This window comes from Pandoraea pneumonica (genome assembly GCF_902459645.1).
Lineage (GTDB): Bacteria > Pseudomonadota > Gammaproteobacteria > Burkholderiales > Burkholderiaceae > Pandoraea > Pandoraea pneumonica.
The window spans coordinates 101,735-125,234 of record NZ_CABPSK010000005.1 but is presented as its reverse complement, the minus strand read 5'-3'; the positions used below and the strand labels follow the sequence as shown (position 1 = coordinate 125,234).

The 23,500-nt window shown below is 62.7% G+C and carries 25 protein-coding genes; 17 read left to right on the top strand and 8 right to left on the bottom strand.

Annotation, left to right across the window (positions count from 1 at the left end):
- Positions 1–100: 100 nt before the first annotated feature.
- The gene (locus tag PPN31114_RS23095) at positions 101–280 is read right to left on the bottom strand and encodes a hypothetical protein (RefSeq protein WP_150681870.1); all 180 of its coding nucleotides are present in this window, start codon (positions 278–280) and stop codon (positions 101–103) included.
- A 591-nt stretch (positions 281–871) separates the two neighbouring features.
- Between PPN31114_RS23095 and PPN31114_RS23090 the strand changes: the two genes are divergently transcribed.
- Positions 872–1,474: a phosphatase PAP2 family protein gene (locus tag PPN31114_RS23090; RefSeq protein ID WP_150681869.1), complete on the top strand. Its 603-nt coding sequence runs from the start codon at positions 872–874 to the stop codon at positions 1,472–1,474.
- 133 nt (positions 1,475–1,607) lie between these two features.
- On the opposite strand, the gene rnk is transcribed toward PPN31114_RS23090, so the two are convergent.
- Positions 1,608–2,033 carry a nucleoside diphosphate kinase regulator gene (gene rnk / locus PPN31114_RS23085; protein WP_150681868.1) on the bottom strand — a complete coding sequence of 142 codons (426 nt, stop codon included), beginning with the start codon at positions 2,031–2,033 and terminating at the stop codon, positions 1,608–1,610.
- 394 nt (positions 2,034–2,427) lie between these two features.
- Between rnk and hemL the strand changes: the two genes are divergently transcribed.
- The 5 genes from hemL to ribD all read left to right on the top strand — a co-directional run bounded on the left by hemL (position 2,428) and on the right by ribD (position 7,062).
- Positions 2,428–3,732 (top strand): glutamate-1-semialdehyde 2,1-aminomutase, encoded by a 1,305-nt coding sequence (gene hemL / locus PPN31114_RS23080; RefSeq protein ID WP_150681867.1) that lies wholly within the window; start codon positions 2,428–2,430, stop codon positions 3,730–3,732.
- A gap of 83 nt (positions 3,733–3,815) precedes the next feature.
- A complete protein-coding gene (locus tag PPN31114_RS23075; RefSeq protein ID WP_150681980.1) occupies positions 3,816–4,445 on the top strand; it encodes a LemA family protein in 630 nt (209 codons plus the stop codon).
- Between the two features lie 10 nt (positions 4,446–4,455).
- Positions 4,456–5,412 carry a TPM domain-containing protein gene (locus tag PPN31114_RS23070; RefSeq protein ID WP_246182713.1) on the top strand — a complete coding sequence of 319 codons (957 nt, stop codon included), beginning with the start codon at positions 4,456–4,458 and terminating at the stop codon, positions 5,410–5,412.
- Between the two features lie 27 nt (positions 5,413–5,439).
- The gene (locus PPN31114_RS23065; RefSeq protein WP_174988400.1) at positions 5,440–5,958 is read left to right on the top strand and encodes a TPM domain-containing protein; all 519 of its coding nucleotides are present in this window, start codon (positions 5,440–5,442) and stop codon (positions 5,956–5,958) included.
- 6 nt (positions 5,959–5,964) lie between these two features.
- Entirely contained in the window at positions 5,965–7,062 is a 1,098-nt protein-coding gene (gene ribD, locus PPN31114_RS23060; RefSeq protein WP_150681865.1) for a bifunctional diaminohydroxyphosphoribosylaminopyrimidine deaminase/5-amino-6-(5-phosphoribosylamino)uracil reductase RibD, read from the top strand.
- Positions 7,063–7,178: 116 nt separating this feature from the next.
- Here ribD and PPN31114_RS23055 read toward each other — a convergent pair whose 3' ends face one another.
- The 3 genes from PPN31114_RS23055 to PPN31114_RS23045 are packed head-to-tail and all read right to left on the bottom strand — an operon-like array spanning position 7,179 to position 8,955.
- The gene (locus PPN31114_RS23055; protein ID WP_150681864.1) at positions 7,179–7,940 is read right to left on the bottom strand and encodes a 2-keto-4-pentenoate hydratase; all 762 of its coding nucleotides are present in this window, start codon (positions 7,938–7,940) and stop codon (positions 7,179–7,181) included.
- The gene (locus PPN31114_RS23050; RefSeq protein ID WP_150681863.1) at positions 7,937–8,746 is read right to left on the bottom strand and encodes a 2-keto-4-pentenoate hydratase; all 810 of its coding nucleotides are present in this window, start codon (positions 8,744–8,746) and stop codon (positions 7,937–7,939) included. The genes PPN31114_RS23055 and PPN31114_RS23050 overlap by 4 nt, the downstream gene beginning before the upstream one ends.
- Entirely contained in the window at positions 8,746–8,955 is a 210-nt protein-coding gene (locus tag PPN31114_RS23045) for a tautomerase family protein (protein ID WP_023597244.1), read from the bottom strand. The genes PPN31114_RS23050 and PPN31114_RS23045 overlap by 1 nt, the downstream gene beginning before the upstream one ends.
- A gap of 176 nt (positions 8,956–9,131) precedes the next feature.
- Between PPN31114_RS23045 and PPN31114_RS23040 the strand changes: the two genes are divergently transcribed.
- From PPN31114_RS23040 to PPN31114_RS23015, 6 genes are all read left to right on the top strand, one after another.
- Positions 9,132–10,037, top strand: a complete 906-nt coding sequence (locus tag PPN31114_RS23040) for a LysR family transcriptional regulator (protein WP_150681862.1) — start codon at positions 9,132–9,134, stop codon at positions 10,035–10,037.
- 418 nt (positions 10,038–10,455) lie between these two features.
- A complete protein-coding gene (locus tag PPN31114_RS23035; RefSeq protein ID WP_150681861.1) occupies positions 10,456–11,568 on the top strand; it encodes a branched-chain amino acid ABC transporter substrate-binding protein in 1,113 nt (370 codons plus the stop codon).
- A 104-nt stretch (positions 11,569–11,672) separates the two neighbouring features.
- Positions 11,673–12,596, top strand: a complete 924-nt coding sequence (livH, locus tag PPN31114_RS23030) for a high-affinity branched-chain amino acid ABC transporter permease LivH (protein WP_150681860.1) — start codon at positions 11,673–11,675, stop codon at positions 12,594–12,596.
- 8 nt (positions 12,597–12,604) lie between these two features.
- Positions 12,605–13,879, top strand: coding sequence for a high-affinity branched-chain amino acid ABC transporter permease LivM (locus PPN31114_RS23025; protein WP_150681859.1), 1,275 nt, complete (start codon positions 12,605–12,607; stop codon positions 13,877–13,879).
- Positions 13,876–14,643 carry a high-affinity branched-chain amino acid ABC transporter ATP-binding protein LivG gene (livG, locus tag PPN31114_RS23020; protein WP_150681858.1) on the top strand — a complete coding sequence of 256 codons (768 nt, stop codon included), beginning with the start codon at positions 13,876–13,878 and terminating at the stop codon, positions 14,641–14,643. Before PPN31114_RS23025 ends, livG begins: the two co-directional genes overlap by 4 nt.
- Positions 14,643–15,344 carry an ABC transporter ATP-binding protein gene (locus tag PPN31114_RS23015; protein WP_150681857.1) on the top strand — a complete coding sequence of 234 codons (702 nt, stop codon included), beginning with the start codon at positions 14,643–14,645 and terminating at the stop codon, positions 15,342–15,344. The genes livG and PPN31114_RS23015 overlap by 1 nt, the downstream gene beginning before the upstream one ends.
- Before the next feature lie 118 nt (positions 15,345–15,462).
- Here PPN31114_RS23015 and PPN31114_RS23010 read toward each other — a convergent pair whose 3' ends face one another.
- Both PPN31114_RS23010 and PPN31114_RS23005 read right to left on the bottom strand, forming a co-directional pair.
- On the bottom strand, positions 15,463–15,960 hold the full coding sequence (locus PPN31114_RS23010) for an SRPBCC family protein (RefSeq protein ID WP_150681856.1): 498 nt from the start codon (positions 15,958–15,960) through the stop codon (positions 15,463–15,465).
- A complete protein-coding gene (locus PPN31114_RS23005; RefSeq protein ID WP_150681855.1) occupies positions 15,960–16,295 on the bottom strand; it encodes an ArsR/SmtB family transcription factor in 336 nt (111 codons plus the stop codon). The genes PPN31114_RS23010 and PPN31114_RS23005 overlap by 1 nt, the downstream gene beginning before the upstream one ends.
- A 240-nt stretch (positions 16,296–16,535) precedes the next feature.
- Between PPN31114_RS23005 and ribBA the strand changes: the two genes are divergently transcribed.
- The 4 genes from ribBA to PPN31114_RS22985 all read left to right on the top strand — a co-directional run bounded on the left by ribBA (position 16,536) and on the right by PPN31114_RS22985 (position 20,070).
- Positions 16,536–17,657, top strand: coding sequence for a bifunctional 3,4-dihydroxy-2-butanone-4-phosphate synthase/GTP cyclohydrolase II (gene ribBA, locus PPN31114_RS23000; protein ID WP_150681854.1), 1,122 nt, complete (start codon positions 16,536–16,538; stop codon positions 17,655–17,657).
- Between the two features lie 142 nt (positions 17,658–17,799).
- Positions 17,800–18,315 carry a 6,7-dimethyl-8-ribityllumazine synthase gene (gene ribH / locus PPN31114_RS22995; protein WP_150681853.1) on the top strand — a complete coding sequence of 172 codons (516 nt, stop codon included), beginning with the start codon at positions 17,800–17,802 and terminating at the stop codon, positions 18,313–18,315.
- Complete coding sequence (gene nusB, locus PPN31114_RS22990) at positions 18,315–18,767, top strand: transcription antitermination factor NusB (protein ID WP_150681852.1); 453 nt, start codon at positions 18,315–18,317, stop codon at positions 18,765–18,767. The genes ribH and nusB overlap by 1 nt, the downstream gene beginning before the upstream one ends.
- Positions 18,768–18,867: 100 nt before the next feature.
- Positions 18,868–20,070: a pyridoxal phosphate-dependent aminotransferase gene (locus PPN31114_RS22985; protein WP_150681851.1), complete on the top strand. Its 1,203-nt coding sequence runs from the start codon at positions 18,868–18,870 to the stop codon at positions 20,068–20,070.
- A gap of 194 nt (positions 20,071–20,264) precedes the next feature.
- On the opposite strand, the gene PPN31114_RS22980 is transcribed toward PPN31114_RS22985, so the two are convergent.
- Complete coding sequence (locus PPN31114_RS22980; protein WP_150681850.1) at positions 20,265–21,329, bottom strand: lytic transglycosylase domain-containing protein; 1,065 nt, start codon at positions 21,327–21,329, stop codon at positions 20,265–20,267.
- Positions 21,330–21,898: 569 nt separating this feature from the next.
- Here PPN31114_RS22980 and PPN31114_RS22975 point away from each other — a divergent pair.
- The gene (locus tag PPN31114_RS22975; protein WP_150681849.1) at positions 21,899–23,449 is read left to right on the top strand and encodes a UbiD family decarboxylase; all 1,551 of its coding nucleotides are present in this window, start codon (positions 21,899–21,901) and stop codon (positions 23,447–23,449) included.
- Positions 23,450–23,500: the final 51 nt, after the last annotated feature.

The window sequence follows — 23,500 nt, the reverse complement described above, 5'->3', positions numbered from 1 at the left end:
CCGGTCTCGACCGACCGGCCAGCGCCCGCAAACTAGATATTGGTGAGGCGCGAACCGCGCAATAGGTTGCGCAGGCGTTCGCGCGATGAAACGCCCCGGATCAGCGTACCGGTGTGACCTTGCGCGTCACCGCACGCCACCACTGGCGCAGACGCGAGCCCTGCGGGGCTTGCGCGTCGAGTTGCGCGTGAGGGTCGACGTGATAGTGATGCAGGCACTCGGTGGGCAGCATCAGGGCTTGCGGATTCCCTCCGCGAAGGGTCATGGAGTAACGGAACACGATGAATCTCCCGGCCGCGCGGCACCACCCGGCCCGGCACACGCGGTTGGCTCGTAGGCTTGCGCGAACACGAACGAACCTGCGTTGCGGGGCAAAGGACAGCCCGAACGGCAGACGTAAAACTAATAAGGGAGCGTGCTACGAACGACGGTCGGCTTCGGCCTTGCCCTGCCCGGCTTCACCACAACGGCAAAACGGCAACGTGCAAGGCAATCGAAACGTACGTCAGAGGTGCGCGCCAACCCGACAAATGCGAGTCAGCGGCGGGAAGATACCCGGGGACTAACTCGCGGTGATGGTGTCGACCTGCGTCGACCGGCAACTACCACTAGAACAACTGTCCACGGAGAGATCTCCTGAGAGCTATGACGGCGCGATTTTACCTCCGAGAGCGTCGAAAGAAAAGTGACAAATCAACGTGTTACAAAATGATGACAAAAGTGACTTTCCTCTGCGCGGCGGTTCGTCCAGAATCGCTGTCATGCTTTCGTCATAAACCGCCTGCCGGCGGCCGTCGATGCGCCGGCACCCCCGTTTGAGCCAGCGCATTGCCTCGGGCGACCGGTGCGGACTTCTCGCCCCTCGACGCCTATGGAACAACTCAACCGCGCCCTCTTTCTGGCCATCAATGCCGCGCCGAACGTCAGCGACGGCGAACTGGCCCTCGCCATCTTCCTCGCCAAATACCTGATCCTGCTGCTGCCGGCCGGGCTCGTCATCCTGTGGCTGGCGGGCGGACGCGATCGCGAAGGGGCGGTGCATGGTCTGTTGGGTGTGGGGCTTGTCCTGCTGATCAACTTCGTCATCGGGCTGGCATGGTTCGAACCGCGTCCGTTTGTCGTGGGTCTGGGCACGAACCTGCTCGCCCATGCGCCGACGAGCGCGTTCCCGAGCAACCATGCGTCGATCATGTTCACCTCGGCCTTCGTGCTGATGGGCACCGCCGCACGTTCCCCGCGCGGACTCGGCAAGCTGCTGCTGTTGTGCGCGCTGCCGGTGTGCTGGGCGCGTGTCTATCTCGGCGTGCATTGGCCGGTCGACATGCTTGGCGGGTTCTGTGTCTCGGTGGTGGTCGCGCTGATCATGCGCACGGCGGGCGCTCGCGAGACGAGCCGCATCGTGGCGGCGATCTTCGAAGGCATTTACCGGCGTTTGCTGGCATGGCCGATCGCACGTGGCTGGCTGCGCCGTTAAGACTTAAGACTTAAGACTTCGGGATAACCGTGGGGAAACTGTGGGGAAACTGAAGAAAACTGCTGAGACACTGCGGAGAAGGTTGGGAGACTCGGGAGATCCGAATCTCCCAATGGTGCTGCGGAGATGTGAATTAGCGGTGGTACTCGCCAGCGGCTTCGGGCTGGTAATCGATGCCGAGCAATTCGAGCTCGATCAAGTGGCCGCCCGGCACTTGCCAGTGAATCGACTCACCGACGCGCAAACCAAGCAGTGCGCTGCCGACCGGTGCCAGTACCGAAATGCCGCCTTCCGTGGCCGCCAGATGCTGCGGATACACCAGCGTCACGCGATGCTCCTGCTGCGTGGCGAGATCTCGATAGCGCAACACCGAATTCATCGTGGCGACGTCGGCCGGCATTTGCTCGGGTTCGACGACGCTTGCCCGGGCGAGCTCTGTTTCGAGTGCCTCCACATACGGCAATGCCGCGCGAGGGGCCTGCGCCATGAGCGCTTCGAGGCGGTCAAGGTCGAGCGTCGAGACAGTGATCGGAGGGCGTTGAGAATTGACGGTGGACATGTCGATGGGCCTTGTTTTCCTTAACGTTGGTTGAAGCGATTGAAAGTGTGGCCCTCAATCTAACAGATGACCCGCGCCGCGAGAAGCCCTTGCCAGCGGGGCTGGGGCGTGCATCCGAGGGGGCTCGCACGGGGCAGATTGGCCCGAATTGCCCCGCATCCGCTAGAATCGACGCATTCGACGCCGCCGACCGGCGTCTGCCTGCGCGCCTTTGAACAATTCAGCCGTCCATTGTGCTGCGCGACAAATCCCGGTCATCGGCGCGCCGTAAACTTCATCTTCAATGCCGGCAAAACGACGCCAAGCACCCGTGCACCCGTGCAACCGTTGACCTGCATCGCACAGTGCGCAGCTACGTATCGCCAAGCCGGCCCCATCAGGTAAAGCAGAAGTCATGTCCGCACACACTACCAACGACGCCCTTTTCGAACGCGCCCAACAAACCATCCCGGGCGGCGTGAACTCGCCCGTACGCGCTTTCCGCTCGGTCGGCGGCACGCCGCGCTTCATCGCCCGCGCACAAGGTCCGTACATGTGGGACGCCGAGGGCACGCGCTTCATCGATTACATCGGCTCGTGGGGCCCGATGATCGTGGGCCACCTGCACCCCGAGGTGGTTGCCGCCGTCCAAACGGCCATGGCGCAAGGCTTTAGCTTCGGCGCACCGACGGAAGCCGAAGTGGTGATGGCTGAAGAAATCTGCCGTCTGGTGCCGTCGATCGAACAGGTGCGTCTGGTGTCCTCGGGCACGGAAGCCACGATGAGCGCATTGCGTCTGGCACGCGGCTTCACGGGCCGCAACAAGATCGTCAAGTTCGAAGGCTGCTATCACGGCCACGCCGACAGCCTGCTCGTCAAAGCCGGGTCGGGTCTACTGACCTTTGCCGATTCGACGCGCAACGCCCCGTCGTCGGCCGGTGTGCCGATTGAAGTGACGCGCGACACGCTGGTATTGGAATACAACAACGTCGAGCAACTGCGCGAACTGTTTGCGCAACAAGGCGGTGAAATCGGTGCGGTGATTGTCGAGCCGGTCGCCGGCAACATGAATCTCGTGCGCGGCTCGCGCAACTTCCTTCAAACGCTGCGCGAGTTGTGCACCGCACACGGCGCCGTGCTGATTTTCGACGAAGTGATGTGCGGCTTCCGCGTGGGGCTGGGCGGCGCACAAGCGCTGTACGGCATCACCGCCGACCTGACGTGCCTGGGCAAGGTTATCGGCGGCGGCATGCCCGCCGCGGCCTTCGGTGGACGCCGCGACATCATGGCGCACCTCGCCCCGCTGGGCGGCGTGTACCAAGCGGGCACTCTCTCGGGCAACCCGCTCGCCGTGGCTGCCGGGCTCGCAACCCTCAAGCTGATTCAGGCGCCCGGCTTCTATGAAGAACTCTCCAAGCGCACCTCGAAGCTCGTCGCCGGTCTCGTCGACGCCGCCGGAGATGCCGGTGTGCCGTTCTCGGGCGACAGCGTCGGCGGCATGTTCGGCCTGTACTTCCGCGCCAATGTGCCCGGCAGCTTCGCCGAAGTGACCACGTCCGATGTGCCGCGCTTCAACAAGTTCTTCCACGCCATGCTCGATCGCGGTGTCTATCTCGCCCCGAGCGCGTTCGAAGCGGGCTTCGTCTCGGCCACGCACGACGACACGGTGCTCGAAGCCACGCTCGAGGCTGCACGCGCCGCGTTCAAGGCCATCGCTTGATTCGTCTGATTCGACTGATAGCACCACTGCACCACCATAACGATTCACTCTGTCTGCTAAAAACAAGGACACACATCATGCTCATGCTGCTGCCGACAAAGTTCCGTCAGACGTTCGCCGCCCGCCGCGGCACGTTCGCACGCTGGCTGGCGCTGGCGTTCCTCACGTCGTTCCTTTCCGCCTGCGGCTACAACGACATTCAGGTCAAAGACGAAGCGGTCAAGGCCGCATGGAGCGAAGTCGTCAACCAATACCAGCGCCGCGCCGATCTGGTGCCGAATCTGGTGAACACGGTCAAGGGCTACGCCACGCACGAGCAAACCACGCTCACCGATGTGATCAACGCGCGCGCCAAGGCGACCAGCATCACGGTTACGCCGGAAACGCTCAACGATCCGGAAGCCTTCAAGCGCTTCCAGCAGGCCCAGGGCGAACTCTCGGGGGCACTCTCGCGCTTGATGGCCGTCTCGGAGAACTACCCGAACCTGAAGGCCGACGGTCTCTTCCGCGATCTGCAATCGCAACTGGAAGGCACGGAAAACCGCATCACCGTCGCGCGCAATCGCTACATTCAATCGGTGCAGGACTACAACGTGTACGTGCGCCAGTTCCCGAACAACCTGACGGCGAAGATGTTCGGCTACGGTCCGAAGCCGAACTTCTCGGTCGAGAACGAAAAGGCGATTTCGACGGCCCCGACGGTCAAGTTCTGAGGATCGGGCCATGGCTGACGTCCTGATGCGTCGTACTTTGCTGCCGTGGGGCTCGCGCACCGGCGGTGCCTCGCTGTGGTCGGGGCGCGGCGTCGCGCACATCCTGTGGGCGTTGGTGCTCGCCAGCTTGTGCTGGCTGGCGCTGCCGGCCGGTGCCGAGTCGCTGGTCGCCGTGCCCGCACTCACCGCGCGTGTGACCGACCTGACGGGCACCCTCACGCCCGATCAGCGCAACGCACTCGAGACGCAGCTCGCGCAGTACGAACAACAGCGCGGTAGCCAGATTTTCGTGCTGATGGTGCCCAGCACCGCGCCCGAAACCATCGACCAGTACAGCATTCGCGTCGCCGATGCATGGAAGGCTGGCCGCAAAGGCGTAGACGACGGCGTGATCATGCTCATCGCGAAGAACAATCCGAACGACTTGCGCAAAATGCGCATCGAGGTCGGACGCGGCGTGCAAGGCTCGCTCACCGACGCCATCTCGGGACGTATTCTGCGCGATGTGATGGCACCGCACTTCCGCAATGGCGACTTCTTCGGCGGTCTCGCTGCGGGCGTCGCGGCCGTCGAAGCGGCGATGAACAACGAAGCGCTGCCCGCGCCTCAGTTGCCATCCACGCGCGCGCCGCACTCCGATCTGTCCGATTTCGCACCGCTGCTGTTCATCATCTTCATCATCGCGATGGTCGTGATCATGGAGAGCCGCCGACGCTTTAAAGGCCCCGGCTTGCCCGGCGCGTTGGATGATCCGAACGACCCGCGCTCGCGCGTGTTGACCGGCCAGCGCGGACGCATCGGCCCGGGTGGCTTTGGCGGCGGTTTGGGCGGCGGCATTGGCGGCGGCCTCGGCGGTCTTGGCGGCTGGGGACGCGGCGGTGGTGGTGGTGACGGCGGCGGCGGCGGTGGTTTTGGCGGCGGAGGCGGCGGCGGATTCGACGGCGGCGGCTCGTCGGGGAACTGGTGAGCGGCGATGGCACACGAGGAAATCGCGATGCAACAGCGGCAACACAATCTCTCGCGCTGGCTGCGCCATCTGGGCACGTGGCGTGCACACGCGCGCTGGCTGTTTTCCGATAAGGCGCTCGACACGCTCGAAGCCGCCATCCGCGATTCGGAAACCGATCACCGCTGCGAGATTCGTCTGGTCATCGAAGCCGCGATGCCGCTCGGCGCGGTATGGCAAGGCCACACCTGCCGTCAGCGCGCGCTGCAACTGTTTCGCCAACTCGGCATTGCCCACACGGGCGAGCGCACGGGCATTTTGCTGTATATCAACCTTGCCGATCACGATATCGAGCTGATTGCCGACAAGGGTGTCAACGCGCTGGTTTCGCCGCGCACATGGGACACCGTAGTCGCGCAGATGAGCGCCGGTTTTCGCGACGATCAGTATGTTCCGAGCGTGCTGAACGCTCTGAACACCTTGCGCGGCATTGCGCGCGAACACTTGCCGGCCCATGCCGGCGCGGCCCCGGACAATGCGTTGACCGACCGGCCGCTGATGATCTGACGGACCATGTTCTCGGAACAGGATTTTGCTTACATGCGCCGCGCGCTGGCTTTGGCCGAGCGCGGCATGTTCACCACCGCGCCGAACCCGCGCGTGGGGTGTGTGATCGTCAACGAAGGCCGCGTTATCGGCGAAGGCTTCACGCAACCGGCCGGTCAAGACCACGCCGAAGTGCAGGCGATGAAAGACGCCCGCACCCGTGGCGAATCGCTGCGCGACGCGACGGCCTACGTCACGCTGGAGCCTTGCAGCCACTACGGACGCACGCCGCCGTGCGCTAAAGGGCTGATCGAAGCGGGCGTCAAGCGCGTGATCGCCGCGATGGAAGACCCGAACCCGCTCGTCGCGGGACGCGGTCTGACGATGCTGCGCGACGCGGGTATCGAAGTGCGTTGTGGCTTGCTCGAACAAGAAGCGCGCGAACTCAACATCGGCTTTGTCGCACGCATGACGCGCGGCACGCCGTGGGTGCGCATGAAGGTCGCCGCGAGCCTCGACGGTAAGACGGCGTTGCACAACGGCGTGAGTCAATGGATCACCGGGCCTGCGGCGCGTGCGGATGGTCATGCGTGGCGTGCGCGCGCTTGCGCAATCCTCACGGGGATCGGCACGGTGCGCGAGGACGACCCGTCGCTCACCGTGCGCGAAGTGCAGACGCCTCGCCAACCGCTGCGCATCGTTGTCGATTCGCGACTGGACATCCCGCTCACCGCCAAAGTGCTCGCCGATGGCAATGCGCTGGTCGTTTGCGCGAACGGCGATGCCGCACGCGTGGCGCGTCTGCGCGAACAAGGCGTCGATGTGCTCGACCTGCCCAACGCCAGCGGCAAAGTCGAATTGCCCGCATTGATGCGCGCACTCGGCGAGCGCCAGATCAACGAGCTACACGTCGAAGCGGGCTTCAAGCTCAACGGCTCGTTGCTGCGCGAACACTGCGTGGATGAACTGCTGACATATCTCGCGCCGTGTATCGTCGGCGACGCGCAAGGCATGTTCAACCTGCCTACGCTTACGTCGCTCGATGACAAGATTCCACTCACGTTCTCGGACGTGCGCATGATCGAAGGCGATCTGCGCATCATGGCGCGTATCAAGCGAACCTGATGCAGCGGCGCTGGTGAGCGGTAAGAAAACAAAAAGCGGGGCGTGTCGAAATGACACGCCCCGCTTCTTTTATGCGACGCAGTCTTCGGGATGCGGGCGTTAAGCGCCCTGCCCGCTCAGACGTGGAAGCCCACGCTGCCCAGCTTTTCCATCTCGACCGACACGTACTGCCCCGGCTGGATGTACTCCGCGGGCGTGGCACCGCCTGCCATCACGATCCAACCGGCTTGCAACGGCTCACCGGCAGCCGCCGACAGACGTGCCGCAGCCACCAGCGAGCGCAGCGGATGACCGAGCAGAGCCGCGGTGGAACCCACCTGCACCGTGCGGCCGTTGATCGTCATGGCCAAGCCCAGATTCGAGAAGTCGGTGCGCGGGTCATGCCACGCGCCAATCACGAAACCGCTCGACGACGCGTTATCGGCAATCACTTCCGGCAACGTGAACTTGAAGTCCTTGTAGCGCGAATCGATGATTTCGATGGCCGGGGCAATGGCTTCGACGGCCGCGAGGGCCTGCGGCCCCGTGACGTTGCCTTCCAACGGCTTCTTCAGGATGAAGGCGATCTCCGGTTCGACGCGCGGATGCACGAAACGCTTGAAGTCGATCGCGGTGCCCTCTTCTACCTGCATGCCCGACGTCAGACGCCCCCAGATCACATCCGAGAGGCCCATCTGAACCATCTTGGCGCGGCTGGTGAAGCCCATCTTCACGCCGACGCGCGTCTCGCCGCGTGCAGCGCGGCGCGCGAGCGACGCGGCTTGAATCGCGTAAGCGTCATCGAGCGAGAGTCGGTTGTCGGTATCGAACTGCTCGACCTCGTGCGCGTGATGTGCGGCGTCGTCGAGCAGCTTAGCGTAATCCTGAATATGGCTCATCGTGCGGCCTCGCTGGCGGGTTCAAACACGGCGCGGACCGAGCCCAGGCCGTTGATACGGGTCTCGAAGATGTCGCCCGGGGTCACCGCCGCCATCGGGCCGAGTGCGCCCGAGAGCACCAGATCGCCCGCCTTGAGCGGCGTGCCCACGGCGGCCATGGTGCGGGCCAGCCACACCACGGCGTTGATCGGGCTGCCCAGACACGCGGCACCAGCGCCCACAGACACCGGCTCGCCGCGACGCTCCATCACCATGCCGCACAGACGCACGTCGAACTGCGAGAGCTTTTTCGGCGTGTTGCCCAGCACGTAGGCCGACGACGAGGCGTTATCGGCAATGGTGTCGGTAATGCGGATATTCCAATCGGCCACGCGGCTGCCCACGATTTCGAGCGCAGGCAAGGCATATTCGATGGCATTGATCACATCGAGTTGGCCCGGGTTGTCGACCGTGAGATCGCGCCCGATCACGAACGCGATCTCGGCTTCGATCTTCGGCTGCGTGAGAATCGACGCCGGAATGGGTTCGCCGTCGCCATAGCCCATGTCGTCGAACAACATGCCGAAGTCGGGCTGGTCCACGCCAAGCTGCTTTTGCACGGCGACCGACGTCAGGCCGATCTTGCAGCCGACGATGCGGCGGCCCGCGGCAAGGCGGCGTTCCGTATTGATGCGCTGGATGGCATACGCGTCGTCAATCGACAGCGGCGCGAACGTCTCGCGCAACGGGGCGATGAAACGGCGCGAACGTTCCGCTTCGACGAGCGCGTCGGCGGCTTGTTGCAAACGTTGAGCGTCTGTCGTCATCACGCGCCTGCCTTGGCCGGTGCAGCCGGCTCGTCCTTCGTGCGCTCACCCACCGCCCAATGCGCGGCGGGCACCTGCGTCGCATAGACGCGAATCGATTCGAGCGGTGCGCCAAGCGTCTCGTGCACGGTGCGTGCCACGGCCTTGACGCAGGCTTTGACGGTGGCGTCGTCGCGACCTTCCACCAAATTGATATGTACGATAGGCATGACCCTGTCCTCGGAAATTGCCGTATGGCTGTCGCAAGCGACCGAAACAAGCGGCTGAAACAAGCACGGCTTCGACGGGCAATGATGCGCGCGCAGCGAGATACCGTCCAATACCGTTTTTCCAGAATCCGATACCATTTCGGTATTGAGTTCGAATCGACGGATTTGGGGGCAGCGTGGATATCAAGCAAATGCGGTACTTCCTGGCCGTGGCCGAGGAAGGCAACTTCGGCCGTGCAGCCGAGCGCCTGAACATGGCGCAACCGCCGCTCACGCGGCATATGCAGGCGCTCGAAGCGCAACTGGGCACACAACTCTTCGTGCGCACGCCCAAGGGAGCCACGCTCACGGCTGCCGGGCAGACGCTGCTCGCCGAAGTGCCCAACATTCTGTCGCTCGCGCGCCGTGCCGAAGAGCAGACGCGATTGGCCGGAGAGGGCTACATCGGCCGACTTGATGTGGGCATCTTCAGTTCGGGCATTCTCAACGTGATTCCGCGCCTACTCGCGAGCTTTCACACGGCCCGCCCAGAAGTGAAGATCGGGCTGCACAACTTGTCGAAAGCGGAGCAGATCGCCGCGCTTCGCGAGCGGCGCATCGCCATCGGGTTCAATCGCCTGATTCCGGACGAGCCCGATATTGCCGTCGATTGGATTCACCGCGAGCCGTTTCTTGTTGCGCTCTACGAAGGACACCCGCTGTGCAAGCGGGCTTCGCTCACGCTCGCCGATCTCGATAACGAAGGGATGATTCTTTATCCGAACGCACCGATGCCGGGGCTTGCCGAAGAGGTGGCGGCGGCGTTTCGCGCCGAGGGCGTGACGCTACGCGTCGAGCAGGAGGCGGAAGACGTAGTGACGTCGATTGCACTGGTGGCCAGCCGCTTCGGTATTTGCGTGACGACGGAGTCGGCGGCGAATCTGCGCCTGCCCGGCGTGGTGTACCGACCGCTCAAATCGCAACGGCTGCGCTCGATCGAACTGAACTGTATGTATCGCCGCGACGATAGCTCGCCAATCCTCGCCGCCTTTCTCGCGTTGATTCGGCAGTCACGCAATCATCGGCATGCGTTGACGATGTGAGAAGCGGGAAGTGGGGCTGGAATATACGCAATCGGATGCAAAGCAAAAAACTTTGGATTCCACCGAACGGCGGATTGCATCCAAAATGTACAGATGCCCGAATAGCGTTCGTGAGTCATCGTGGCCCCGATTTATATGAAGACCCGCAATGCTGCGCTGCACCTATCTGCGTAGTACTACGGAGTGTCGTTGTGACGACTCCGAGAAACGCCATCCGACCCCTTTGAAATCCTTTATCCATGCGGGTTTCCAGAGGGCTTGGGATAGTGGTTCCAATTGGACTCCGTATTACGCTAACATGGCGCATCGTTCGTACCTCACGGGGTGGGAATGATCGAATACCAACAGGTTCAGCAGTCGCTTTAGACCACCGCAGATTCGGGTAGTCAAAAAAATACAAATCAAGGAGATGTCCACAATGCAGTTCCGTCACAAATCCCTGTTCGTCGCCGCTGCGCTCGCCTTCATCGGTACGGCTGCCAACGCCGAGACCGTCAAAATCGCCATCGCCGGCCCGTTCAGCGGCTCGGTTGCCCAATACGGCGACATGGTCAAGGCCGGCGCACTGACCGCCATCGAAGAAATCAACGCGGCTGGCGGCGTCAACGGCAACAAGTTTGAAGCGGTCATGATGGACGACGCATGCGAGCCGAAGCAGGCCGTCGCTGTCGCCAACAAGATCGTCAGCCAGAAGATCAAGTACGTGATCGGTCACGTGTGCTCGGGTTCGACGATTCCGGCATCGGACATCTACGAAAACGAAGGCGTGGTGATGATCACCCCGTCGGCCACGGCCCCGCAGCTGACCGAAGGCAAGAAGCGCCACTTCATCTTCCGCACGATCGGTCGTGACGATCAGCAAGGCCCGGCAGCCGCGCAGTACATCATCAACAAGGTCAAGCCGAAGAAGGTTGCCGTGCTGCACGACAAGCAGTCGTACGGTCAGGGTATCGCCAGCTCGGTGAAGAAGGACCTGGACGCCGCCAAGATTCCGGTCGTGCTGTTCGAAGGCATCAACGCCGGCGACTCGGACTACTCCGCTGTCATCACCAAGCTCAAGGCACAAGGCGTCGACTTCGTGTACTTCGGCGGCTACCACCCGGAAATGGGTCTGCTGCTGCGTCAGGCACGTGAGCAAGGCGTGAAGGCCACGTTCATGGGTCCGGAAGGCGTGGGTAACAAGGACGTGACGGCCATCGCCGGTCCGTCGTCGGAAGGCATGCTGGTCACGCTGCCGGCCGACTTCGCTGCCGACCCGGCCAACGCTAAGCTGGTGAAGGCTTTCGCCGACGCCAAGCGCGATCCGAACGGTCCGTTCCAGATGCCGGCTTACACGGGCGTGCAACTGATCGCCAAGAGCATCGCTGGCGCGAAGAGCACCGACTCGGAGAAGGTTGCCGACTACCTGCACAAGAACACGTTCGACACGCCGATCGGCAAAGTCGCCTACGATGCCGCTGGCGATTTGAAGTCGTTCAAGTTCGTTGTGTACACGTGGCACAAGGACGCGACCAAGACCGCCGCCAACTGATTCCCTGACGCTTTAAAGGCCAGCGAATCACCCCCTGCCGCCCGCCGACCTCGGCGGGCGGCGCGCATTCGCGCTCGGCCCCCGCACGTCGCGAGGCTTCCCGCATGAACGAATTTCTTCCACAGCTCGCCCAGCAACTGGTCAATGGCCTGACGCTGGGCGCGATCTACGCGTTGATTGCCATTGGCTACACAATGGTCTACGGCATCATCGGCATGATCAACTTTGCCCACGGCGAGATCTACATGATCGGCGCCTATGTCGGGCTTGTCACACTGACTGCCATTGGTACGGCTGCGGGCTACCCCCTGCCGCTCGTGCTGGGTGCAGCGCTGCTGGTATCGGTGCTGATCACGGGCCTGTACGGCTTCGCGATCGAGCGGGTGGCGTATCGCCCGCTGCGCGGCGGACCTCGCCTCGGACCGCTGATCTCCGCGATCGGTATGTCCATCTTCCTGCAAAACTACGTGCAGATCGGTCAGGGCGCGCGTGACGTGTCTGTACCGATGCTGATCTCGGGTGCGCTCGATGTTCCGATGGGCGACTTCACCGTGACCATTCCCTACGGTCGCATGCTGATCGTCGGTGTGACGGTTGCGCTGATGATCGCGCTCACGCTGTTCATCGCGAATTCGCGCATGGGCCGTGCGTGCCGCGCCTGCGCCGAAGACATGCGCATGGCGAACCTGCTCGGCATCGATACGAATCGCGTGATCTCGTTCACGTTCATTCTCGGTGCCATGCTCGCGGCCGTGGGTGGCGTGCTGATCGGCCTGAGCATCGGCAAGCTCAATCCGTATATCGGCTTCATTGCCGGCATCAAGGCCTTCACGGCCGCAGTGCTCGGCGGTATCGGCAGCGTTCCCGGCGCCATGCTGGGCGGTGTGCTGCTGGGGCTGGCGGAAACGCTTGCATCGGGCTACATGCCCTCCGAGTACAAAGACGTCGTGGCCTTCGGCCTGCTGGTGCTGGTGCTGCTGTTCCGCCCGACCGGCCTGCTGGGCAAGCCCGACATCGAGAAAGTCTGAGGTCGAACATGACACAACAACTCACGCTCAAGTCCGGCGCCGTCAACCGCGCGCCGGCCGGCGAGACGCTCAAGGGCGCGGTCATCGCCACGCTCGTGACGATCATCCTCACGGCCCCTATCCTGGGCCTGCAACTCAAGCTCGACGGGTACAAGGTCGTACTCGAGCAGCACTGGCGTCCGGTGTGGATTGCGGCGGCGATCGTCTTCGTGTTCCAGATGATCAAGCCGATGCTGCTGCGCTCCAAGCGCGCAGTGAAGCTGCCGACGGTGCCCGCACTGGGCCGACGTCAGCAACTGCTCGCGATGTGGGTGCTGCTCGCCATCGGGCTCGTGTGGCCGTTCGTCGGCTCGCGCGGCGCCGTGGACGTTGCCACGCTCGCGCTCATCTACTGCATTCTCGGCCTCGGCCTGAATATCGTGGTGGGCTTCGCCGGTCTGCTCGATCTGGGCTACGTCGGCTTCTATGCGGTCGGCGGGTACACGTATGCACTGCTCAACCAGTATTTCGGCCTGACCTTCTGGGAATGCCTGCCGCTCGCCGCCCTTATGTCGGCGACGTTCGGCTTCCTGCTCGGCTTCCCGGTGCTGCGTTTGCGCGGTGACTATCTGGCCATCGTGACGCTCGGCTTCGGCGAAATCATCCGTCTGTTGCTCAACAATCTGACGAGCATCACGGGCGGTCCGGACGGCGTGTCGGGGATTCCGAAGCCCAGCGTGTTCGGCTTCGAGATGGCGCGCTCGTCGAGCGTCGAAGGGGCGAAGACATTCCACGAACTGATCGGCATGTCGTACAGCGGCTCGCACATGGTGATTTTCCTGTACCTGCTGGCGTTCGTGCTTGTCGGCTTCACGCTCTTTGTGACCAGCCGCCTGATTCGCATGCCGATCGGCCGCGCATGGGAAGCGCTGCGCGAAGACGAAATCGCCTGCCGCTCGCTCGGCTTGAACCCCACGCGCATCAAGCTCTCGGCGTTCACGCTGGGGGCGTCGTTTGCGGGGTTGGCCGGTGCGTTCTTCGCGGCGCGCCAAGGGCTCGTCACGCCGGAGTCGTTCACGTTCATCGAATCGGCCCTGATTCTCGCCGTGGTGGTGCTGGGCGGCATGGGCTCACAGATCGGCGTGATTCTCGCGGCCATCTTGCTCACCGTGCTGCCGGAAGTCGCGCGCGGTTTCGCCGAGTACCGCATGTTGATCTTCGGTCTGGTGATGGTGCTGATGATGATGTGGCGTCCGCAGGGCCTGCTGCCCGCGACGCGTCCGCATGTGGAGTTGCCGCAATGAGTGCAGACCTGTTGAAACTCTCCGGCTTGCAGATGCGCTTCGGCGGTCTGCTCGCCGTGGACGGCGTCGAGTTCGCCGTCCGCAAGAACGAAATCTTCGCGATCATCGGCCCGAACGGCGCTGGTAAGACGACCGTGTTCAACTGCGTGGGCGGTTTCTATCGCCCAACCGGCGGTTCGATCACGCTCGACGGTGGCGACATCACCGGGCTGCCGAGCCATATGGTGGCGCGTCGCGGACTGGTGCGCACGTTCCAGAACATTCGACTGTTCCGTCAACTGACCGTCGTCGAGAACCTGCTCGTCGCGCAGCATATGCGTGTGCATAGCGGGTTCCTGCAAGGGCTGTTCTCGACGGGCGCTTTCCGTCGCGCCGAACGCACCGCGCTTGAACGCGCTAAGCATTGGCTTGATCGCCTGGGACTGACCGCGGTGGCCAATCGCGAGGCAGGCACGCTGTCGTACGGCCATCAACGCCGTCTCGAAATCGCGCGCTGCATGATCACCGAACCGCGCCTGCTGATGCTCGATGAGCCGGCGGCCGGTCTCAATCCGCAGGAGAAGATCGAGTTGCAACAGCTCGTCGACAACCTGCGGCACGAGTTCGGCATCTCGGTGCTGCTGATCGAACACGATATGAGTCTCGTGATGGGTGTCTCCGACCGAATTCTCGTGATGGAGCACGGCAAGCCGATCATGACCGGCAAGCCCGACGAGGTGCGCAACGATCCGCGCGTCATCAAGGCCTACCTCGGGGAGGAATAATGCTGAAGCTGGAACAGATCCACACCCATTACGGGGCCGTCGAAGCGCTCTCGGGCGTCTCGATCGAAGTGAACAAGGGCGAGATTGTCACGCTCATCGGCAGTAACGGCGCGGGCAAAACCACGCTGATGATGACGGTATGCGGCACGCCGCGCGCATCGAGCGGACGCGTGATGTTCGAGGGCAATGACATCACCGCCTGCCCGACGCACGAAATCATGCGCATGGGGATGGCGATTTCGCCGGAAGGCCGTCGCGTGTTTCCGAGTCTGACCGTGATCGAGAACCTCAAGATGGGCGGGTTCTTCGGCTCGAAGGACGAGATCGAAGCGGGCATGGAGCACGTCTTCAAGCTGTTTCCGCGGCTCGCGCAGCGCGGCAAACAGCGGGCGGGCACGATGTCGGGCGGCGAACAGCAAATGCTGGCGATCGGGCGGGCGTTGATGAGCCGTCCGCGTCTGCTGTTGCTCGATGAGCCGACGCTCGGTCTCGCACCGCTCGTGATCGCGCAGATCTTCGACATCATCCGCACGATTCGCGAGGAAGGCGTGACGGTGTTTCTGGTGGAGCAAAACGCGAACAAGGCGCTGCATGTGGCCGATCGCGGTTACGTGCTCGAAACCGGACGCGTGGTGCTGGCCGATTCCGCAGACAACCTGCTGGCCAACGACGATATCAAGCGCGCATATCTCGGCGCGTGATGTTGGGCGGCGGCCCTTGCATAAGCGAGGTGCCGCGCGTTCATGAGAAAGGGGGCACGCTTCCGGGCGTGTCCCCCTTTTTTGTGCGGTCACGAGTCGGTCGACGCCAACCCAGCCCTTACTTCATCAGTTCGACCAACTGATCGAGCGCCTTGCCCCAGCCGTCGTGGAAGCCCATGGCTTCGTGCTGCGCGCGCGTGGTTTCGTCGCCATGCATGGCGATCGCCGTGTAGCGGGTGCCCTTGCCGTGCGCTTCCATCAACACGGCCGCCGTGAAATGGAAGCCACCATGCTCGGCCACCGGCGCAGGTGCCGGACGGAAGCCCGGGAGTACCGAGTTGGTCCACACCAGACGCGAATTCTCTTCGACTTCCAGATAGCAGCCGACGTTGGGGAATTGTTGCCCCTCAGGCGAGCGCATCATCGTGAAGAAACGGCCGCCCGGGCGCAGATCAATCTCGCAATCGACGGTCTGCCACGGCGCAGGCGTGAACCACTTCTTGAGGTGTTCCGGCTGCGTCCAAGCGGCCCACACGCGCTCGCACGGCACATCGACGTAGCGTTCAAGTACCAGATCAAGCTTCGGGTCGACCGAGAAAAGATTCGCGTGGCTCATTAGGGTGTCTCCTTCATTTGCAAAAGGTAGTTGTCGAGTTGATCGAGGCGGCGCGTCCACTTGTCACGCTGCAATTGCAGCCAGTCCTGCGCGCCGGCCAAGGTTTCGGTCTCCAGCGCGTAAGTGCGCACGCGACCGTCTTTGGTCGAGACGACCAGCCCGCACTCCTCCAGCACGTTCAAATGCTGCGAGAACGACGGCAATGCCATCGAAAACGGTCGCGCCAGTTCGCTCACCGATGCCGGTCCAAACGTCAGGCGCTCAACGACTGCCCGCCGCGTCGGATCCGACAGCGCACGAAAGATCTGATCGAGAGGTGCGGAATGGTTAGCCATGTGCCTAACTATAGTGATCGAAATTACTTAGGTCAATACCTTTGTTTCATTCATTCCCCGATGCCGATACGGACGCTCGCCGCTCACGCGGAAGAATCTTCCGACAATCGCCACAGATGGCGGAGCAAATGTCGGCCTTCTCCGGTTTTCGGGGCGATTTGACGCGAGAATCGGCCGCAGCCGTGCACCGGCTTGGCGTAGAATAGAGCCTTTCCAAATTCAGCCCCCGCGTCGCCCGCTATGCCGTTGGCCACTACAGAAGAAATCATTGCCGAGCTCAAGGCCGGCCGCATGGTAGTTCTCGTCGATGAAGAAGATCGCGAGAACGAAGGCGATCTCGTCATGGCAGCCGAGTTCGCGACTCCGGAAGCCATCAATTTCATGGCGAAATACGGGCGTGGGCTGATTTGCCTCACGCTCACGCAGGCGCGCTGCAAGCAGCTCAACCTGCCGTTGATGACCTATCGCAACGGCACGCAGTACGGCACCGCATTCACGCTGTCCATCGAAGCCGCCGAGGGCGTGACCACTGGCATTTCGGCCGCTGACCGCGCACATACCGTGAAGACGGCGATTACCAAGGAAGCCCGCCCGGAAGACATCGTTCAGCCGGGTCACGTGTTCCCGATCATGGCGCAACCCGGTGGCGTGCTCGTACGCGCAGGCCACACAGAAGCCGGTTGCGATCTGACGGCCATGGCGGGGCTCACGCCTGCCGCCGTGATCTGCGAAATCATGAACGACGACGGCACGATGGCACGTCTGCCGGAACTGCTGGAATTCGCCGAACAACACAACATCAAGATCGGCACCATCGTCGATTTGATCCATTACCGCAGCCGCACCGAATCGATGATCGAGACGGTGGCCACGCGCGAAATGCAAACCGCTTGGGGTCCGTTCCAGGCCACCTTGTATCGCGACAAGCCGAGCGGCGCCCCGCATCTGGCGCTCGTGCGCGGCACGCCGTCGCCGGCCGACGAAACGCTGGTGCGCGTGCACGAGCCGCTCTCCATGTTCGATCTGCTCGAAACCGGTGTGTCGACCCACTCGTGGACGCTGGCCGGTGCCATGCAAGCCGTTGCCGAAGCCGGCAAGGGTGTGGTCGTGCTGCTCAACTGCGTGGAGACGCCGGAACACTTGTTCGGCCAGTTCGAAGCGCTCGACGAGACCGAAAAGGCCGCGCGCGCCAAGCGCCGCCCCGTGGACTTCCGTACGCACGGCGTTGGCGCGCAGATTCTGCGCGAGCTGGGCGTCGGTAAAATGCGGGTGCTCTCGAACCCGCGCAAGATTCCCAACATGGCAGGTTATGGCCTCGAGGTCACCGGCTTCCAGCCGATGCCCGGCGCCGAGGTTGCCTGAGGACTTGCCTGAGCATCACTGAATCATTGCCCTGTTGTCGAACGACGTCAGGGTGTGACAACGCCGAGCGGTGCCCGAGATGGGCGCGCCGGCACAACGTAGGCCGCACCGCCTGGACGGTACTTTTTTAAGGAAGCCCATTATGGACATCGGACAATACCAGCCGGAACTCGACGGTGAAGGCCTTCGCGTGGGCATCGTGCAGTCGCGTTTCAACGACGCCGTGTGCACGGCATTGCGTGACGCCGCTATCGCCGAACTCGACCGTCTGGGTGTCGACGGCGAAGACGTGCTGCTCGTGTCGGTGCCCGGCGCACTGGAAATCCCGCTGGCATTGCAGAAGATGGCCGAAAGCGGTCAATTCGACGCACTCATCGCGCTGGGCGCGGTGATTCGCGGCGAAACGTACCACTTCGAGCTGGTCTCGAACGAAAGCGGTGCCGGCATTACGCGCATCGGCCTTGATTTCGGTATCCCCATCGCCAACGCGGTGCTGACGACCGAAAACGACGAACAGGCTGAAGTGCGCGCCGCCGAGAAGGGTCGCGATGCGGCCCGCGTGGCGGTGGAAATGGCCAATTTGCTCGAAGCCCTCGATGTACTGAACGGCGACGACGATGCGGATGAAGACGAAGACGAAGAAGAGGAAGATCGGTAATGAAGAGTGCTCGCCGCCGCGCGCGCGAATTTGCGTTGCAAGGCATGTATCAATGGCTGATTTCGCGCGGTCACGCAAGTGAGATCGATGCTCACCTGCGCTCCACTCCCGGCTATGACAAGGCGGATCACGCCCTCCTGGAAGCTGTGCTGTATGGCAGCATCCGCGAGGCGGATGCCCTGTCGCAACAACTCCAGCCCTATCTGGACCGGCCGGCCGCGCAACTCTCGCCCATTGAACACGCTGCGCTCATCACCGGTGCGTACGAACTGATTCACCTTCAGGACGTGCCGTACCGTGTCGTGATCAACGAGGCAGTCGAAGTCGTCAAGACGTTCGGCGGCCCGGATGGTCACCGCTTCGTGAACGGTGTGCTCGATAAGTTTGCGGCCGAAGTGCGCCCGGACGAAGTCGCCGCCAATCGCAACGGCGGCCGCGGCAAGAGCGCCTGACGTTTCAGGGCTTTGCCGGCGACGAAGCGCGCCGACAAAGCCCTACCCTCATCGCCTTCGCCTCCCGCGCCACCTATCCCCCCTCCCCCCACCCGCCACTATGGATCGCACGCCCGACCTCGCCCCCGCGCTGAAGCTGGCACAACGTGTCGACGACATTGCACCGTTTCATGTCATGGAGCTTGCCAAGCAAGCCGCCCTGCGCGAGAAAGCCGGTCATGACGTCATCCACATGGGTATTGGGGAGCCGGACTTCACCGCCCCCGAGCAAGTGATCGAGGCGGCGGCAAAGGCGATGCGCGACGGGCGCACCCAGTACACGAGTGCGATGGGCGTGCCTGCACTGCGTGAGGCGATCGCCGACTACTACCGTAGTTACTACGGGGTCGACGTGGATCCGTCGCGCATTGTGGTCACGGCCGGTGCCTCTGCGGCGTTGGTACTCGCGTGTGCCGCCCTTGTCGGCGTGGGCGATGAAGTGTTGATGCCGGATCCGTGTTACCCGTGCAATCGCCACTTTGTCTCGACATTCGACGGCAAGCCGGTATTGATTCCGTCCGGCCCTGCCGAACGGTTTCAACTGACCGCCGAACGTATCGAATCGCATTGGGGTCCGGCCACGCGCGGTGTACTGCTCGCCTCGCCGTCGAACCCGACCGGCACGTCGATCGAAGCCGCCGAGCTGGCGCGCATCGTCAAGACGGTGCGGGCACGAGGTGGCTTCACGCTGGTCGACGAGATTTATCAGGGGTTGAGCTACGACGGCAAACCCACGACGGCGCTGAGTTTCGGTGACGACGTGCTGGTCGTGAGCAGCTTCTCGAAGTACTTCAATATGACGGGCTGGCGTCTGGGATGGCTTGTGGTGCCGCCCTCGCTCGTGCCGACGTTCGAGAAACTCTCGCAGAATCTGTTCATCTGCCCTTCGGCGGTGGCACAGCACGCAGCCGTTGCCTGCTTCCAGCCGGACACGCTCGCCATTTACGAAGCCCGTAAGGACGCGTTCCGGAATCGCCGCGATTACGTGGTGCCGGCGCTTGAGCGCCTCGGCTTCAAGGTGCCGGTCATGCCGGACGGTGCCTTCTATGTCTACGCGGATTGTTCGGGCGTACAGCACCCGGACGCTGGCGACAGCGATCGCCTGACGCAAGCGCTGCTGCAACAAGCGGATGTCGTGCTGGTGCCGGGGCTGGACTTCGGCTTCGCCGAGCCTCGTAAGTACATCCGGCTGTCGTACGCCACGTCGCTCGAAAAGCTGCGTGAAGCCATGGGGCGCATCGAGCACGTCTTCACCGGCAACTGACCGGTACGCTTGCCTGGTGAATTCACTGCGAAGCCGCCAGCAGCAGAAAACAAAAAACCCATCGAATCACTTCGATGGGTTTTTTGTTGGTCCGCGCACCCCTTCTATATAGAGAGGACTGTGCTTCACAAAAAAGAACGCACCCGGCCGGGGTGCGTCTTTCTCAAACTCGCTCGATCAATCGATCAAATCGATCAGGCTGCCGTGCTGTCGTCGGCTTCGAGCGGCTTGGCCGCTGCGGCTGCCTTGCCCGTCGGCGTTGCCGTCGCGCTCGGTGCCGGGGCCGACTCGGCCGCCGACTCATCCGACTTGCCTGCCGAGACCGGCTTGCTCACCGGCTTGGCCGAACTGACGATCACCGGCGCTTGCGGCGCGTTCGGCGAGATCTTGCGGCCCATGGCCACACCACGCAGACGATCACGCTCGGCCAGCACCTTCGCACCGTAGCCGCCGTCACCCGCACTGGTCGAGCCGACGTACAAGCGCAGACCACCGGAGAGCGAACCGCCACGTGCGATGCATTCCTTCAGAATCAACGCACCGACCTTGATGTTGGCCAGCGGGTGCAGGGCAGCTTCCGGACCACCGAAGTATTCCAGCTTGTCCTGATGCACCTTCGACATGACCTGCATGAGGCCTTGTGCGCCAACGGTGCTTTCTGCGTACGGGTTGAAGCCCGACTCGATGGCCATGACCGCGAGCAACAGCAGCGGGTCGAGGCCTACTTCCTTGCCCGTCGTGTAGGCGGCGCGCACGAGGTTACCCGTCACGTCACCGGCCACGCGATAGCGGCGTGCCAGATAATCGGCCACGGCGACTTGTTCGCGCGTGTCGAGCGCCTTGCCGGCACGGGCATCGGCAGCCACGCGCTGGTTCGGGATGTAGGCCGCCAGCACTGCGGCCGACGGCACGTGTTGTGCGGCTTGCGCCATCATCGTGGCGTCGGAGGGCGTGCCCTGCGCCACGGTACTGCCGTTAGCAGCACCGCGATTGGCCGCATTGGCCGAACCGGTCGCTGCTTCGATCAGCGGACTGACACGCGACGCCAGATCGGCGCGCCATGTCGGTCGTGCCCACAGCGCGAGCGTGCCGACCACGGCAACCAGGCCGACTGCGCTGGACGTATACAGTCCAACACGGCCACCGTGCCATGCGAGGCGACGCCAATCGCGGCGAGCCGCGGCTACCGTTGCCACGCCACGCGCTTGCAGCGCACGGACCGCGGCCAGTAGCCAGGGTGATAAACCAGACTTCTTCATACTACGTACTCCGGTTACGCCGTCACCACGGGTTGGTCCCGCGGCGTAAGGAAACGAGCCGGTATGCCCGCCAGGCATCCCGTTAAGTGCTCATTTACGGCATAGGGAAAAAGGCGGTGCATCGTGTTTGTCATCAACGATGCCACTACCGCCGCAGCGCGCCGATCTGTTCAGATCTTTGGCGCTGACGAGCTATCGCTCGCGCTGCTTCCTAAAACACTGGTTTCCCGACCTCGGTGAGAAAACCAGCCACTGAAAATCCACGTCGATGTTGTAGTTGTCGCTAAGCTCGATCGGGTTGGCCTACCCGTCATCGAAGCCGCCTTTCTGGATTCAACGGGCGGATTGTAGCAGCGATATATAATCCGTCAATACTATTAATCACAAAAATCATTACCAAAAGTAATTTGTAACAGGTGTTTTGCCGTGCCGTTTCAGGCCGTCGACCGGTAGAATGGCCCGCACTACCCCGCGTTTACGGGGCAAAACCGCACCCATTTACGAATTCGAACGGTCGTTTTCAGCGCCTGTATGAATTCCGTAAAAATTTTTTGGTAACCGTTTGTTTCATGAAATATCTCGATCTTCGTGACTTCACCACGCAACTGGAGCGATCCGGGCAGCTTCGTCGTGTAGACGTTCCTGTCTCGCCGGTGCTGGAGATGACGGCGCTGGCCGATCGCGTGCTCAAAGCGGGTGGCCCCGCACTCTGGTTCGAGCGGCCGACCGGTTACGACATGCCCGTGCTCGCCAACTTGTTTGGCACCCCTGAACGAGTGGCGCTCGGCATGGGCGTCGAAAAAGGGGAAAACGCACTGGGCTCGCTGCGCGAACTCGGTCAGCTTCTCTCGACACTCAAAGAACCCGAACCTCCTCGCGGCCTGAAAGATGCGGGCAAGTTGCTCAGTATGGCCAAAGCGGTTTGGGACATGGCACCGAAAGAAGTCAGCAGCCCGGTCTGCCAAGAAATCGTTTGGGAGGGAGACGACGTGGATCTGGCGCGCCTGCCGATCCAAACATGCTGGCCTGGCGACGCCGCGCCCCTAATTACATGGGGCCTTGTGATTACCAAAGGCCCGCATCGCAAGCGTCAGAATCTGGGCATCTACCGCCAGCAGGTCATTGGCCGCAATCAGGTCATCATGCGTTGGCTCGCCCACCGCGGCGGCGCACTGGACTTTCGCGAGTTCGCGCAGACGAACCCCGGCAAGCCGTTCCCCATCGCAGTGGCACTCGGCGCCGACCCGGCCACCATGCTTGGTGCAGTCACGCCGGTACCGGACACACTCTCCGAGTACCAATTCGCCGGTCTGCTGCGCGGCAGCCGCACGGAACTCGGCAAGTGTCTGACGCCGGGTCTCGAGTCGCTGCGCGTACCGGCTCGGGCCGAAATCGTGCTCGAAGGCTTTATTTACCCGTCCGACCAGCCGCCCGAAGTGCCGAACGGCGCGCCGCCTCCCCCTTCGCGCGGGGCGACCGCCGGTTATGCGCATGCGCTCGAAGGTCCGTATGGCGACCACACGGGCTATTACAACGAGCAGGAGTGGTTCCCGGTGTTCACCATTGAGCGCATTACGATGCGCCGCAACGCCGTCTATCACTCGACCTACACCGGCAAACCGCCCGATGAGCCAGCCGTGCTTGGCGTAGCGCTCAATGAAGTCTTCGTGCCGCTGCTGCAAAAGCAATTCCCGGAGATCACCGACTTCTACCTGCCGCCTGAGGGTTGCAGTTACCGCATGGCTATCGTGCAGATGAAGAAGGCCTACGCGGGGCACGCCAAGCGGGTGATGTTCGGGGTGTGGAGCTTCCTGCGCCAATTTATGTATACGAAGTTCATCGTCGTGGTCGACGAAGACGTCGATATCCGTGACTGGAAGGAAGTGATCTGGGCCATCACCACCCGCGTCGACCCCACGCGCGACACCACGCTTGTCGATCAGACGCCCATCGACTATCTCGACTTCGCCTCGCCTGTCGCCGGGCTGGGTTCCAAGATGGGCATCGACGCGACAAATAAGTGGCCGGGCGAAACTTCACGCGAGTGGGGACGTCCCATCGAAATGACCGCAGAAGTCGACGCTCGTATGGCCACACTATATAGAGACCTCGGCCTGTAACCGCCACGCCCCCGATGCCACTCACGCTGTCACAAAGCACGAGTGACATCG

What these genes read in the sequence shown, in the direction of transcription:
- ribD (WP_150681865.1), top strand. Translation starts at nt 5,965, where the DNA reads ATGTTCTCGGAACAGGATTTTGCTTACATGCGCCGCGCGCTGGCTTTG.
- livG (WP_150681858.1), top strand. Translation starts at nt 13,876, where the DNA reads ATGAGTGCAGACCTGTTGAAACTCTCCGGCTTGCAGATGCGCTTCGGC.
- PPN31114_RS22975 (WP_150681849.1), top strand. Translation starts at nt 21,899, where the DNA reads ATGAAATATCTCGATCTTCGTGACTTCACCACGCAACTGGAGCGATCC.
- rnk (WP_150681868.1), bottom strand. Translation starts at nt 2,033, where the DNA reads ATGTCCACCGTCAATTCTCAACGCCCTCCGATCACTGTCTCGACGCTC.
- PPN31114_RS23050 (WP_150681863.1), bottom strand. Translation starts at nt 8,746, where the DNA reads ATGACGACAGACGCTCAACGTTTGCAACAAGCCGCCGACGCGCTCGTC.
- ribBA (WP_150681854.1), top strand. Translation starts at nt 16,536, where the DNA reads ATGCCGTTGGCCACTACAGAAGAAATCATTGCCGAGCTCAAGGCCGGC.
- PPN31114_RS23010 (WP_150681856.1), bottom strand. Translation starts at nt 15,960, where the DNA reads ATGAGCCACGCGAATCTTTTCTCGGTCGACCCGAAGCTTGATCTGGTA.
- PPN31114_RS23075 (WP_150681980.1), top strand. Translation starts at nt 3,816, where the DNA reads ATGCTGCTGCCGACAAAGTTCCGTCAGACGTTCGCCGCCCGCCGCGGC.
- nusB (WP_150681852.1), top strand. Translation starts at nt 18,315, where the DNA reads ATGAAGAGTGCTCGCCGCCGCGCGCGCGAATTTGCGTTGCAAGGCATG.
- PPN31114_RS23045 (WP_023597244.1), bottom strand. Translation starts at nt 8,955, where the DNA reads ATGCCTATCGTACATATCAATTTGGTGGAAGGTCGCGACGACGCCACC.
- PPN31114_RS23035 (WP_150681861.1), top strand. Translation starts at nt 10,456, where the DNA reads ATGCAGTTCCGTCACAAATCCCTGTTCGTCGCCGCTGCGCTCGCCTTC.
- hemL (WP_150681867.1), top strand. Translation starts at nt 2,428, where the DNA reads ATGTCCGCACACACTACCAACGACGCCCTTTTCGAACGCGCCCAACAA.
- PPN31114_RS23055 (WP_150681864.1), bottom strand. Translation starts at nt 7,940, where the DNA reads ATGAGCCATATTCAGGATTACGCTAAGCTGCTCGACGACGCCGCACAT.
- PPN31114_RS23025 (WP_150681859.1), top strand. Translation starts at nt 12,605, where the DNA reads ATGACACAACAACTCACGCTCAAGTCCGGCGCCGTCAACCGCGCGCCG.
- PPN31114_RS23005 (WP_150681855.1), bottom strand. Translation starts at nt 16,295, where the DNA reads ATGGCTAACCATTCCGCACCTCTCGATCAGATCTTTCGTGCGCTGTCG.
- PPN31114_RS22985 (WP_150681851.1), top strand. Translation starts at nt 18,868, where the DNA reads ATGGATCGCACGCCCGACCTCGCCCCCGCGCTGAAGCTGGCACAACGT.
- PPN31114_RS23090 (WP_150681869.1), top strand. Translation starts at nt 872, where the DNA reads ATGGAACAACTCAACCGCGCCCTCTTTCTGGCCATCAATGCCGCGCCG.
- ribH (WP_150681853.1), top strand. Translation starts at nt 17,800, where the DNA reads ATGGACATCGGACAATACCAGCCGGAACTCGACGGTGAAGGCCTTCGC.
- livH (WP_150681860.1), top strand. Translation starts at nt 11,673, where the DNA reads ATGAACGAATTTCTTCCACAGCTCGCCCAGCAACTGGTCAATGGCCTG.
- PPN31114_RS23065 (WP_174988400.1), top strand. Translation starts at nt 5,440, where the DNA reads ATGCAACAGCGGCAACACAATCTCTCGCGCTGGCTGCGCCATCTGGGC.
- PPN31114_RS23015 (WP_150681857.1), top strand. Translation starts at nt 14,643, where the DNA reads ATGCTGAAGCTGGAACAGATCCACACCCATTACGGGGCCGTCGAAGCG.
- PPN31114_RS23070 (WP_246182713.1), top strand. Translation starts at nt 4,456, where the DNA reads ATGGCTGACGTCCTGATGCGTCGTACTTTGCTGCCGTGGGGCTCGCGC.
- PPN31114_RS22980 (WP_150681850.1), bottom strand. Translation starts at nt 21,329, where the DNA reads ATGAAGAAGTCTGGTTTATCACCCTGGCTACTGGCCGCGGTCCGTGCG.